The organism is Solibaculum mannosilyticum (assembly GCF_015140235.1).
Lineage (GTDB): Bacteria > Bacillota > Clostridia > Oscillospirales > Acutalibacteraceae > Solibaculum > Solibaculum mannosilyticum.
The window spans coordinates 2,236,556-2,250,007 of sequence record NZ_AP023321.1 but is presented as its reverse complement, the minus strand read 5'-3'; the positions used below and the strand labels follow the sequence as shown (position 1 = coordinate 2,250,007).

At 49.7% G+C, this 13,452-nt stretch carries 8 protein-coding genes; all 8 read left to right on the top strand.

Translation table 11 applies throughout. The features are described 5' to 3' along the window. Positions 1-456: 456 nt before the first annotated feature. The 8 genes from C12CBH8_RS10420 (at position 457) to C12CBH8_RS10385 (ending at position 13,440) form a co-directional block, all read left to right on the top strand. Complete coding sequence (locus tag C12CBH8_RS10420; protein ID WP_215533174.1) at positions 457-5,907, top strand: GH92 family glycosyl hydrolase; 5,451 nt, start codon at positions 457-459, stop codon at positions 5,905-5,907. Positions 5,908-6,435: 528 nt separating this feature from the next. Continuing rightward, positions 6,436-7,449, top strand: a complete 1,014-nt coding sequence (trpD, locus tag C12CBH8_RS10415; protein ID WP_090266135.1) for an anthranilate phosphoribosyltransferase — start codon at positions 6,436-6,438, stop codon at positions 7,447-7,449. A 13-nt stretch (positions 7,450-7,462) separates the two neighbouring features. Continuing rightward, a complete protein-coding gene (trpC, locus tag C12CBH8_RS10410) occupies positions 7,463-8,248 on the top strand; it encodes an indole-3-glycerol phosphate synthase TrpC (protein ID WP_215533173.1) in 786 nt (261 codons plus the stop codon). Next, positions 8,245-8,865 (top strand): phosphoribosylanthranilate isomerase, encoded by a 621-nt coding sequence (locus tag C12CBH8_RS10405; RefSeq protein ID WP_215533172.1) that lies wholly within the window; start codon positions 8,245-8,247, stop codon positions 8,863-8,865. Before trpC ends, C12CBH8_RS10405 begins: the two co-directional genes overlap by 4 nt. Continuing rightward, complete coding sequence (gene trpA, locus C12CBH8_RS10400) at positions 8,862-9,650, top strand: tryptophan synthase subunit alpha (protein WP_090266140.1); 789 nt, start codon at positions 8,862-8,864, stop codon at positions 9,648-9,650. Before C12CBH8_RS10405 ends, trpA begins: the two co-directional genes overlap by 4 nt. Positions 9,651-9,654: 4 nt before the next feature. After that, positions 9,655-10,362 carry a DNA/RNA nuclease SfsA gene (gene sfsA / locus C12CBH8_RS10395; RefSeq protein WP_215533171.1) on the top strand — a complete coding sequence of 236 codons (708 nt, stop codon included), beginning with the start codon at positions 9,655-9,657 and terminating at the stop codon, positions 10,360-10,362. Positions 10,363-10,547: 185 nt separating this feature from the next. Further along, positions 10,548-11,444 carry a PfkB family carbohydrate kinase gene (locus C12CBH8_RS10390; RefSeq protein WP_171846370.1) on the top strand — a complete coding sequence of 299 codons (897 nt, stop codon included), beginning with the start codon at positions 10,548-10,550 and terminating at the stop codon, positions 11,442-11,444. 478 nt (positions 11,445-11,922) lie between these two features. Next, the gene (locus tag C12CBH8_RS10385) at positions 11,923-13,440 is read left to right on the top strand and encodes a sugar ABC transporter ATP-binding protein (protein ID WP_090266144.1); all 1,518 of its coding nucleotides are present in this window, start codon (positions 11,923-11,925) and stop codon (positions 13,438-13,440) included. The last annotated feature ends 12 nt before the right edge of the window (positions 13,441-13,452 follow it).

The following is a 13,452-nucleotide window of genomic DNA, read 5'->3' as shown; positions in this document are numbered from 1 at the left end:
TCAAGTAAGTGACCACTTGCATCAAAAACGTGGTGGCTTTATCATGGAAAAATTTATTAAGTGTAAAAAGATAGAATGTTTTTACACTTAATAAATTTGTTTAAAGAAGCGGTTTGTGAAAGAATACTATCTATCTTGTATAATTTATCAAAACATGTCTTGTGTAGTTTTTGAATTGCTATGAAAATTAACGGAAGAGATGGTAAGTGAATCTAAAAATATTACGGTAAATTTAAAAAAAGTACAGGACATTTTACGCCTGTTTTTGTTATGATGAATGTAGCCTTCGATATCTTTTGTGCTTTTGGTGGAACGAATGCAATTCATCTTCTGTAAAAAATGGTTTTTCCATAGTGCCTGTTTTTAACAGGAAAAGAGAGAAGAAAAGGTTCGTTTTTGGAAAAGGATGTACAAAAGAATCGGGAAGGAAAATTTTTTGTAGTAGGAGGTAACGCAATGAAGCTAAAAAGAATTTTAGCTGTGGTGCTGAGCACCACGATGGCACTGTCCACAGCTGCTGTTGCACTTCCGGCGGCAGCACGGGAGCCTGGGGTAGGCGGGACATTCTCTTCTTCGTTTGAAGAGAACGATGCCAGCCCTCTTGAGAATACTGTTGAGTATTCGGCTGAGGGAGAGGCTATGACAGAGAACGTCAGCAAAAAGGGTGCTGGCGAAGGACTGGTAGGCAGACAGAAAGCAAAGTCCGTCACTGCCCCTGCGGCCTACAATGATCATGAGATCGCAGACAACCTGCTGGATGACAATGCCGGCAGTAAATACCTGACCACATCGAATCGTCCCTTCAATATCGATTTTGAGATGAAGGAGCCTACTACCATCCGCGTTTACTCTATCACTTCGGCCAACGACGCTCCGGAACGCGATCCGAAGAGCTGGACGCTGTATGGTTCGACAAATGGTTCGGACTGGGTTCAGCTGGACAAGCAGGAGAATGTGACTTTTGCAGACCGCTATACCCGCAACACTTATGAGATTGAAAACGAGACTGCATATACTTACTATCGTGTGACCGTTGAAGCCAATGGCAGCGGTAATATGACCCAGATCGGCGACATCACCTTCGGAACCAATGATCCCGATGACGATGTAGCAGCATCTCTCGGTATGGGTGCAGAAGTGCTGGGCGGCCCCGGTTCCACTTGGAACAGCACCACCGGCAAAGGTTTCACCGGCTCCAAGACCTATACTGTCAGCGGTACCCACGAGGGTTCCGGCAGAGCTTACAGCCACAATGTCGTGTACGATGATCTGGATATCCCGGTTTCGGCCAATACCCAGCTCTCTTATAAAGTGTTCCCGCAGTTTGACGGTGACTACGATTATGAGTACACCAGCACTTACGTAGCAGTGGACGTCCAGTTTGAAGACGGTACTTACCTGAGCGATCTGGCTGCTGTTGACCAGTACGGCAACAAGATGGACGCTCAATCCCAAGGTGATTCCAAGTTCCTGCTTATGCGTCAGTGGAACCATGTGTATTCCAACATCGGCGAAGTGGCAGCCGGCAAGACCATTAAGAAGATCCTCATCAATTACGATAAGGCTTCGAATGCCACCACTACCACCAACGAAGAGGGGGAAGAGGTTCCGGCCAACGCCACCTTTGAAGCCCTGTTTGACGACATTGAAATCGAAGATGTAGCTCCTGTGGAGCACGAGCGTAAATCCGATTATGTCAGCATTCTGCGCGGTACCCAGTCTTCGGGATCCTTCTCCCGCGGCCTGAACGGCGCACTTGTAACGGTTCCTCATGCATTTAACTTCTGGGCTCCCACTACCAATAGTGGACAGGCTTCGATGTACACCTATCAGCCCGGCAACACCTTTAAGCACATTTCCGTCAGCCACGTGGCCAGCCACTGGATCGGTGACCGCGGCAACTATACCTTCATGGTCAACACATCCATCGATGCTTCCAGCAGCAATTCTGTAGGCGTCGATGAGAGAGCTTCTTCCTTCTCCCATGATAATGAAGAAGCAAAAGCCCATTACTATAAGGTATCCTTCGACGAAGGCTCGGCAGCATCCGGTGCCACCATGGAATTGGCTCCCACCAACCATGCGGCTATGATGCGCTTCACCTTTGATGAAGATGTTGCCAACCGCAATGTCATTTTGGATTGCGTGACCCGTGACGCTGAACTGACATTCTCGGAAGACGGAAAAACCTTTACCGCCGCCGTTAAAGAAAACAGCAATGGTATGGGCACGATGTATGTCTACGGTGAATTCAGTGTGGCTCCCGAATTGGACAAGATTACCAATGCTAAGAGCGGCCAGGGCGTTGTATCCTTCGCCGACGGCACCAATGAGGTCACTTTGAAAGTGGCCACTTCCTTTATCAGCGCTGACCAGGCCAAACACAATATGGATCTGGAAATCGCTAAGGAAGATACCTTTGATGATATCAAAGAAATGGCTCAGTCCCAGTGGGATGACAAGCTGGATATCATTGATGTAGAGGGCGCAACAGAGAATCAGCTGACCACCCTTTACTCCAATATGTACCGTTTGTTTGCCTACCCCAACCTGCTCAGTGAAAACGTGGGCACCAATGAGGAGCCGGACTATCAGTATAGAAGCCCCTACAATGACAAAGGCGTTGTGGACGGAACTTTCTATTACAACAACGGTTTCTGGGATACCTACCGTACCACATGGGCAGCCTACGCTTTGCTGACCCCGAGCATGAACACCGAACTGCTCAACGGTTTGGTGCAGCATTACAACGATGAAGGCTGGTTGCCGCGCTGGATTGCTCCGGCAGGCGTCAACTCCATGGTTGGTACCAGCTCCGACGTTATCTTTGGCGACGCCTTGCTGCGCGGCCAAGAGTTCGACTATGAGACCGCCTATGATTCGGCTCTGCGCAACGGTTCAGCCGTCAGCAGCAAATCTCAGAACGGACGTCAGAATATCAACCAGTCCATTTTCTACGGCTACACCGGCGCCAATAACGGTGAAGGTATGTCCTGGGGCCTGGAAGGCTTCATCAACGATGCCGGTATCGCCAACATGGCGAAGGCTATGATGGACAAGATAGAAGACAAAGACAGTGAAGAGTACCAGAAACTCAACGATGAGTACATCTACTTCACAAACCGCGCCACCAACTATGTCAACTACTTCAAGTACAATGACAATGGCGACGGCGATGGCTGGTTCAAGGGCAAGAACTACAACGGCACTTGGCAGACCAGCGACGACAGCTTTGATCCCAAATCTTGGGGCGGCCAATACACTGAGACCAATGCTTGGAACATGGCATTCCATGTAGTCCAGGATGGCCAGGGTCTGGCTAACCTGTACGGCGGCCGCGAAGGCCTGGCTGAGAAGCTGGATGAGTTCTTCAACGAAGATACCACGTATATCCCCGGCGGTTACGGCGGCGAGATCCATGAGATGCGTGAAGCTCGTCAGGTAAGAATGGGTCAGTATGGCCACAGCAACCAGCCGTCCCACCACATCCCCTATATGTATAACTATGCCGGCCAGCCCTATAAGACCCAGGAGAAGGTCCGTGAGATCATGGATCGTCTGTATAGTGGTTACACCATCGGCCAGGGCTACTGCGGCGACGAAGACAATGGTGAAATGTCTGCTTGGTACATCCTGTCCAGCCTGGGCCTGTATCCGGTCAACATGGGCAGCGGTGAATTCGCCATTGGTTCCCCGTTGTTTGAGAAAGCTACCGTCCATCTGGAGAATGGCAAAGACCTGGTCATCAATGCTGAAAACAACAGCAGAGAGAATGTCTATGTCCAGAGCCTGAAGGTGGAAGGCGAAGACTACAACAAGACCTATTTTGATCAAGTTGACTTGGTCAATGGCGACAAAGATGGCGACGGCGAGATCACTCTCGACTTCGTTATGGGCAACACCCCGTCCGACTGGGGTACTGCTGAAGATTCCGTACCTCCCTCCATCACCACTGGTGACGAGGTCGCAGAGCCGATGAAGGATTTGACCTCCGAGACAGCTGCTGTAGCAGAGATTGCCAACCAGCTGACCGGCGTCACCCCCGGCATCTATGTGGAAGGCCTGGCAGAGGGCGCAAAAGCGGCCAACCTGCTTGACAACAATTCCAACAATGCCACTGCTTTTGCAGGCAACACCGGTTCCGTGACCTACTTCTTCGGTGACGGCAACGGCAAGTTCATCGACATGTACACCATCACCTGTAAAGCTACCGATGCAGCTCCCACTTCCTGGACTGTTTACGGTTCCAACGACGGCAAGGAATGGACTGAGATCGACTCCAGATCCAACCAGACCTTCCAGTGGGAGAACTACACTCGTCCCTTCGCAGTTGATGAAGAAAAGAGTGCGAAGTACACTTACATCAAGATTGATTTCACCGGGGCCAATGCTATGAACCTGGGCGAAATCGAACTGATGGGCGTTGAATCCAAGTCCATGGATAAGGAATCCCTGGAATCCCTGATTGCTCAGGTCAAGGCCATGGATGGTTCTCAATATGCCACCGCCACCTATGAGGCCCTGATGGATGCTGTCAAAGCTGGCGAAGAAGTACTGAACAATCCGGAATCCGTCCAGGATGATTATGTCTCCGCTATTAAGGCCATCCAGACTGCTATCAGCAATCTGAAGGAAATCCGCGATGCCTATGCGAAGATCGAGGCTGAGTCGTTTGACAATGCTTCCTCCGGCATCAAGGGCGAAACCACAGAAGGCACCAACATCGGTACTGTGGGCAACATCGGCGGCACCGCTCCCGGCGCATATGTCGCTTATAAGTACGTTGACTTCGGCAATATTGGGGCTGAGAAGGTTTCCGTCAACTACGCCGGCGTTATTGCCGACTGCCCGAACGCCCATATGGAAGTCCGTCTGGACTCTGTGGACGGCGAACTGATCGCTGATATCCAGACCCCTCCCTCGGCAGGCGCTTGGAAGAACTACATGATTGCCACTGCCGATCTGACCAGAAAGGTTACCGGCCAGCATGATGTTTACGTTATCATGCAGAGCACTGGTAAGCATGTCGCTAACGTCGACTACTTCCAGTTCACTGAGGCCGAAGATCCGGATGCTCCTACCGAAGAGAGCATTGCCGCTTTGGAAGCCGCAGTGAAAGCCGCCGAAGCTCTGAAGGCTGAGGATTATACTGAAGATTCGTTTGCAGCTTTGACCGAAGCTTTGAAGAATGCAAAAGCTGTTCAGAACAATCCGGAAGCTACCAACACCATGTACGTAGAGGCGACTGAGAGCATCAACACCGCCATCGAGAACTTGGTTGAGGCTGAGCCCGAGCCGACCGGTGATATCATCTCCGCGAAACTCGACCGTGATCCTGCTTCCTATGGCGTCAACGAAGAAATCACGATGACAGTTGTGACAAAGGATACTGTTACCGACGTCAGCATGAAGAACGAAAATGACAAGTGGATCGGCAGAACTTGGCTCAAATCGGTGAATAACGGCGATGGAACCAAGACTTGGACCATTAAGTTCTCGGTTGGTACTGCTGGTGAAGACCGTATCTTGAACCTTTACAGCCGCACCATGGGTTCCGCTTATGAGGATTCCGGCGTAACGGTCAGCATGACCATTAAGAATCCGGAATACAATGGTATGGTACTGGGCGTTGAGAACGCTGCTTCCGCTAAGGTTAACGAAGTGTTTGATGTTACCATTACCACTACCGAGGACGTAGAGAATATCCGTATTCTCAACGAACGCGGCAATGCTATTACTCTGTTGAGCAAGGAAGTTACCGTTGGCGACGGTGTCAAGACTTGGAATGTGACACTGTCCGTCGGAAGCACTGGCAACAACCGTATCTTCAGCGTAGTCAGCGTTGATCCTTACACCAATAAGAGTGTGGACAACGGCATGACCATGCAGATCAGCATTACAAAATGAGATAGGTTAAACGCCTAATTCATAAGCAGGAAGGGCCCTCTGGTTTGAAACCGGGGGCCTTTTCTTGACGCCTGACCTGAGAGGAAAAATAAGAAAAAGCTTTGATTGATTTTTCGGTAGAAAATATGGAATGACCCCTTGAAAAATAGTAGAGAGTGTGGTACACTACTACCATATTCAAAACCGTTGATTCAGATTGGCAGTGCAGTAATCTGATGGCAGAGAGCCGGCGATGGTGGAAGACCGGTATTGGAGCTGTGCAGTTGCCGTTGGGCTGATGAGGGCGGGGCGAACGCTATCTTAAGATATATAGATGGTCAGTAGATCCCGACGTTTCTCCTACGTTACAAGGGTGAGGGTGTGATTGCACCTGCAAAGTGGGTATTTTGGATACCAATAAAGGTGGTACCGCAGGCTATTAATGCAGCTTGTCCTTTTGATAAGGGCAAGCTGTTTTTATTTTGCTTCAAAATCCCCATCCCCGATGACAAGACATGATGTCAACGGAATTTTTGGGAGGTAATGACAATGATCAAATCCGCAATTCAGAAACTGGTGGTAAAGCAAGACCTGACAAAAGAGGAAGCCATGCAGGCCATGGATATGGTGCTGGACAACGGTGCAACCTATGCCCAAATCAGCGCATTTCTGACGAGTCTCCGCATGAAAGGGGAAACCATTGACGAAATCACCGGCTGTGCCTTGACCATGAAGCACAAGGCCGCCCACATTCATCCCACTGTTTCGGGATACATCGATCTGGTCGGCACCGGTGGAGACGGCATCAATACCTTTAATATCTCCACGACCTCAGCCTTTGTCGTGGCGGCAGCAGGCGTGCCGGTGGCTAAACACGGCAACCGTGCCATTTCGAGCCGCAGCGGCAGCGTGGACCTGCTGGAAGCGTTGGGAGTCAACGTCATGCTGGAGCCGGAGCAGGTCGAACAATGCGTGGAAGCCATCGGCTTAGGGTTTATGTTTGCAAAAACCTTCCACAAATCCATGAAGCACGCCGCACTGGTGCGCAGTGAATTGGGGATCCGTACTATTTTTAATATCCTTGGTCCGATTTCCAATCCGTCGGACGCAAAGACCCAGGTAATCGGTGTTTTTGATAAAGCTCTCACCAATCCTCTGGCCCACGCCATGATGAATATGGGTGTGGAACGGGGATTTGTCATGAACTGTGAAGGCATCGATGAATTTGCCACGGTAGGCGCTAACCAGGTGTCCGAGATCAAGGACGGCTTGGTGATGGATTATGTACTGCCGCCGGAACACTTTGGCTTTGAACGGGCTTCTGTAGAGGATATCCGAGGCGGCACAGCGGTGGAAAACGCCCAGATTACCCGGGATATCTTAGGAGGAGCCAAGGGGCCCAAACGGGATACCGTACTGCTCAATGCCGGCGCATCCATTTATGCCGGACGCAGGGCCGATACCATTGCCCAAGGCATCGAGATGGCGAGGGAGGCCATCGATTCCGGCGCTGCTCTGAAGAAATTAGAGCAGGTGATCGAAATGAGCAACAGCATTGGATAAAGGAGGGACCGGGATGATTTTGGATGACATTGTTGCGAAAAAAGAAGTCCGCCTGCATGAGAGAATGGAGAGGATCCCGCTTCTCCAACTGCAGAGACAGGCGGAGGATCGCCCGAGGATGCCCTTGGATTTCGCAGGCAGCTTGAAGCTTGCGGAGAAAATGTCTATCATTGCCGAAGTCAAAAAGGCGTCCCCTTCCAAAGGCGTAATCCGATCTGTATTTAATCCAACTGATATTGCAAATAGTTATTTAAGATCCGACGTTCAAGCCATGTCGATCCTCACCGAAGAGGACTATTTCCAGGGAAATGATGCTTATTTGCAGTCCATCCGTGCGATTTCCCCCATCCCGCTGCTGCGCAAGGATTTTATCATATCCGAATATCAGATTTACGAGGCTTATCTCCTGGGGGCCGATGCAATCCTGCTGATCGCCGCTATTTTGGATCAAAGACAGCTTGTTCAGTTCCAGCATGTGGCGGACAGCTTGGGGCTTTCCTGTCTGGTGGAGGTTCACGACAAAGAGGAGCTGGAACGTGTGCTGGATACCGAGGCCCCGGTGGTGGGAATCAACAACCGCAATTTACGCACCTTTGAGGTAACTCTTCGCACCTGTGAAAGCCTGATCCCTCACATTCCCAAAGAGCGGTGCATTGTAGCGGAAAGCGGCATCGGAACGGCTCAGGATGTACGACTTTTGCGATCCATGGGCGCCGATGCCATCTTAGTGGGGGAGACCTTTATGCGGTCGGACGATATTCCAAAAGCGGTGCAAATGTTGCGGGGGGAGATCCATTGATTTCGATCAAGGTGTGCGGATTGACCCGTCCAGAGGATATCCAGGCCGTCAACCGATTTGCGCCGGATTACGTTGGCTTTGTATTTGCCCCCAGTCGGCGGCATGTTTCCCCTGAAACGGCAAAGAATTTAGTGCGCGGTTTAGCGGAGGGGATACTCCCGGTGGGTGTGTTTGTCAATGAGGTGCCGCAACGGGTGGCCTTTATCGCAGCCATGTGTGGCCTCAAGGTCATCCAACTCCACGGCAATGAGGATAGCGCTTACCAAGAAGAGATCAAGCGTCTAACGGGGCGGGAAGTGTGGAAGGCCGTCCGGGTAAAGGATAAGGAATCCCTGAGAGAGGTAATGGAAGGCTGTGCCGACCGGTATCTGCTGGACGCTTATCATCCAAGCCAACAGGGAGGATGCGGTCAAACATTCGACTGGTCGCTGCTGGAAGGCATCCTATCCCAAAAGATCATGCTGGCCGGGGGACTCATGCCGGAAAACGTGGCGCAGGCGGTACAGCTTGTACGTCCCTATGGGGTGGACGTCAGCAGCGGTGTGGAAACCGATGGATACAAGGATCCGGAAAAGATAAAGGAATTTATACGAATTGTGAGAGGAGAATCGCAATGAACCGAATTGATTGCACATTTCAGAGGCTCAAGGAGCAAAAGAAAAAGGCGTTTATTACCTTTGTAGCGGCGGGAGATCCGGATCTGGACACCACAAAACGTCTGATCCTGGAGATGGAGAAAAACGGCGCCGATATGGTGGAATTAGGCGTTCCCTTTACCGATCCCATGGCCGAAGGCATCGTCATCCAAAAGGCCAACATCCGCGCCCTGGAACATGACATCTGTCTGGAAAGCATCATGGATATGGTCAAGGAGCTGCGCAAAGAGACGCAGATTCCACTGATCTACCTGCTGTATTACAACAGCGTCCTCAGCTTTGGAGTGGAAAAATTCTTCGATCAGTGCAAAGAGGTGGGCATTGACGCCGTCATCATCCCCGATTTACCCATTGAGGAAAGCGATGAAATCGCCCCCTATGCGGAGAAAACAGGGGTGTATCATATCAGCATGGTGGCCCCTACATCGGAGGAACGGCTCCAGATGGTCACCAAGAACGCCAAGGGATTTGTGTACTGTGTATCCTCGATGGGGGTTACCGGCATGCGGGAACACATCACAACCAATCTGGAACGATATTTTGAGCCCATCGACCGCATCTGCCATCTGCCCAAATGCCTGGGATTTGGAATTTCCACCCCGGAGCAGGCCAGTCTTGTCAAGCAGTATTGCGACGGGCTGATCGTGGGCAGCGCCATCGTCAATCAGATAGGGATTCACGATACCCCTGACGAGAAGGTCAAGGCGGTAGGGGAATTGGTCCATAGCCTGCGGGAGGCCATCTGAGCGGATGAGATACCCGGATGTAATCAAAGCCACCTTTCTGTCCAGGCCCAATCGGTTTGTGGCCCAGGTGGAGGTGGAAGGAAAAGTCACAGTGGCACATGTGAAAAATACCGGCCGCTGTCGGGAGCTGTTGGTTCCCGGCGCGGCCGTCTTTTTGCAGCAGCATCACAATCCCTCTCGGAAGACCCCATTTTCTCTCATCGCCGTACAGAAAGGGGAGCTTCTCATCAATATGGACAGCCAGGCCCCCAATCAAGTGTGGGATGAAGCATTGGCCGATGGACTGTATATTCCGGAGCTTGGGGTGGCCGATACGATCCATCGGGAGGTGACGTGGGGACATTCCCGCCTGGACTTCTTGGTAGAATGCGGAAAAAGAAGCGCTTATATGGAGGTAAAAGGGGTCACGCTGGAGGAAAACAGAGTGGTACGTTTCCCAGACGCACCGACCGAACGAGGGGTCAAGCATCTTCACACCTTGATGGAGATCAATCAGTCAGGCGGTATGGCTTATGTAGTTTTTATCGTCCAGATGGAGGGCGCACAATACTTTACCCCGAATGCCGACATGCATCCCGCCTTTGCGCAGACATTACGGGAAGCGTCTGAACAAGGGGTAAAAATACTGGCCTATGAATGCCATGTCGAACCGGACGGCTTAAAAGTGACAAAGCCGGTGCCCATCCGTCTTTTGGAGAAAAACAACATCTAGAGGCTGATTTTAGATCATCTACCAAAAAGCGGGAAGAAATAGAATAAACTGTAAAAACAGCAATAATAAACGAATGTTATTTATTTTTATGTGTGAAATAGTGTAAAATAGTAGTGACAAACCCGCCAAGATTGTGTATAATTGAACTGTCAATAAAATACAAAGGCTTTTGGAGGTGTTGTAATTTGGCAGGAAAAGCGTTATGTTACGGTGAGCTTTTGTGGGACATCATCGATGGAAAACCCTATATCGGAGGAGCTCCCTTTAATCTAGCCGGTCATGCGGCCAAAATGGGCTGCAATACCTGGATGCTTTCCCGCGTAGGCAAAGATGACCTGGGTCGGGATACCCTCCAAAAGGTGGGGGAAATCGGTGTCCATGCCGATTTTTTGCAGATTGATGAACAGCGTCCGACGGGCACGGCCATCGTCTCCCTGGATGAGAACAAGGTGCCGGTATACGAGTTCCCGGATAATGTGGCGTATCAGTACATTGATGTGGATGACAGTGTGATTGAGAAAATCAGGGGTCAGGGCATTGATCTTTTTTATTTTGGCACTTTGATCCAACGCAATCCAGTGGCCCGCCGTTCGGTAGAGCGTATTCTGGAGGAATGTAGTTTCCCTCATGTGTTTTTGGATGTCAATATCCGTTTCAATTTTTGCGATGCTGAGGTACTAAAAAATTCCTTTGCACACGCAACCATTGTCAAGCTGAACGACGATGAGGTCAAGCTGGTAGGGGACAAGTTGTACGGATGCCCGGACGAAATCCCGCTGATCCAGTCATTGTTTGATGATTATGGCATTCAGATTATTCTGGTGACAAAGGGCAAGGATGGATGCACAGTTTACACCAGAGACCGTCATGAGGATATCAATGAATGCGTGTCCAAGGCAGTGGATACAGTGGGCGCAGGCGACTCCTTCAGCGCAGGTTTTATCAGCGCTTATTTGAATGGGGACGAAGTGTTCAAAGCGGCGCGCAAAGGAAATATTCTGAGCGATTTTGTGGCATCAAGCCATGGGGCGATTCCAGAATATACCGAGCGCCTGTACAATCGGCTGGAGGCCATCCGGTAGTGGGCTGGAGACCTTAGCCATTTAAGTGAGTTGTTGACGATAATAGCTGGTAGTTATTTTTGCCTGTTGACAAATAGCGCTCAAGCGTGTACAATCCAACCATCGTCTTTTTGTGAGAAAGCAGTGTTTTGCGTTTCAGATTTCGCCATTTTTTGGATGAGGTGATGGAAAATAATCGAATCACTTCGAAAGCCGACGAAAAATGGACGAAATGCAGGATAGGAAAAACGCTGTTTTATAGAAGAAATAGATTCTGGGGATTGGTTTTGTACTGGCGATAAAGGGTACAAAGAAGATGCGACGGAGTGCATTTGGGAAGTTTGAGCAGATGGGGTATGACGTCTTATTTTCCAGTTTTTAGTCGAATATGCCCTTTTGACTTAAAAAAAGTACAGGATATCAAAAAAAATTACGAGTTATTATGTGAACAAAATGTGATATCATTATAATACAACGAGGTAAGAATGGTGGTGATTGAATGGGTGAAGTTCTGGCGGAGCTTAGAAATGTCTCCAAGTCTTTCCCTGGCGTAAAGGCGTTGGATAACGTCAGCTTCGACATCCGTGCCGGTGAAGTGCATGCCCTTCTTGGTGAAAATGGTGCTGGTAAGTCCACACTGATGAAGATTCTTTCTGGTGTTTACATCAAGGATGAGGGACAACTTTTCGTTGGCGGGAAAGAAGTTGAGTTTTCCAAACCGAAGGACGCTCAGCTAGCAGGTATTGGCATAGTCCATCAGGAACTCAACCTATGTAGGCATTTGACCGTTGCAGAGAATATCTCTTTGGGCCGTGAGCCCAGTCATGGAGGTTTGCTCTCGACAAGGGTCATCAAACAAACGGCGCGTGACGTATTAAAACGTCTGGATCTGGATTTGGATCCGGATACAGTGGTAGGTCATTTGCCGGTGTCCAAGCAGCAGATGGTCGAAATCGCAAAGGTTTTGGCTACTGATGCAAAAGTTATCATTATGGATGAGCCGACTTCGGCTTTGACAGACAAGGAAATTGAAGAATTATTCCGTATTATCAATCTGTTGAAGTCCCAGGGGCACGGTATCATCTACATATCCCATCGACTGGAAGAACTGCAGTATATCACTGACCGTATCACCATTATGCGTGATGGTCAGTATATCACAACCATGAACTTCAAGGATACTAACCTGGAAGAAATCATTGGTAAGATGGTAGGCCGTTCTCTGGAAGAGAAATTCCCGCATGTGGAATGTAAAAAGGGCGACGAAGTCTTGAAGGTTAAGCACATTTGCTCCGAACAAGACGTTCCTGTTAAAGATGTTTCCTTTACAGCTTATCGCGGAGAGATCATCGGCTTTGCAGGCCTGATGGGCGCCGGACGTACAGAGCTGATGAGAGCTATCTTTGGCGCGGAAAAGAAAACGGGTCAAATCTTTGTCAATGGCAAGGAAGTAAAGGTTCATTCTCCTCGAGATGCTATCGAGGCTGGTATCGTTATGGCGCCGGAAGACCGTAAAAAAGACGGCCTGTGCCTGAAAATGACGGTAAAAGAAAATATGACCCTGCCCAATTTGCCGGTTGTCAACAAAGGTGTCCTGTTGCAGGATGCTAAAGAACGCAAAGTTACTGAAGACATGGTTAAGAGCCTGAGAATTAAGACTCCGACCATCCAGCAGAAGGTTATTAACCTGAGCGGCGGTAACCAGCAGAAGATCGTTGTTGGTAAGTGGCTTGTGCGGGATGCCCAGGTCGTTATCTTCGATGAACCGACTCGTGGTATCGACGTCGGCGCTAAGGTTGAAATCTACAACCTGATGAATGAATTGAAGAAACAGGGAATTGGTGTTATCTTTGTATCTTCCGAATTGCCCGAAGTTTTGGGCATGGCAGACCGCGTCTTGGTCATGAGCGAAGGCGTTTTGACTGCAGACTTGAGAAAAGAAGACACCGATCAAGAAGAAATTATGAAGTACGCTAGTTCCACAAAGGTTTCCGACACTGTGAAACCAGTTGATTAATAGAACGGAGGA

Bases quoted from the DNA above. Each gene is read 5' to 3' on its own strand.
- C12CBH8_RS10420 (WP_215533174.1), top strand. From the start codon at position 457: ATGAAGCTAAAAAGAATTTTAGCTGTGGTGCTGAGCACCACGATGGCA.
- trpD (WP_090266135.1), top strand. From the start codon at position 6,436: ATGATCAAATCCGCAATTCAGAAACTGGTGGTAAAGCAAGACCTGACA.
- trpC (WP_215533173.1), top strand. From the start codon at position 7,463: ATGATTTTGGATGACATTGTTGCGAAAAAAGAAGTCCGCCTGCATGAG.
- trpA (WP_090266140.1), top strand. From the start codon at position 8,862: ATGAACCGAATTGATTGCACATTTCAGAGGCTCAAGGAGCAAAAGAAA.
- sfsA (WP_215533171.1), top strand. From the start codon at position 9,655: ATGAGATACCCGGATGTAATCAAAGCCACCTTTCTGTCCAGGCCCAAT.
- C12CBH8_RS10385 (WP_090266144.1), top strand. From the start codon at position 11,923: ATGGGTGAAGTTCTGGCGGAGCTTAGAAATGTCTCCAAGTCTTTCCCT.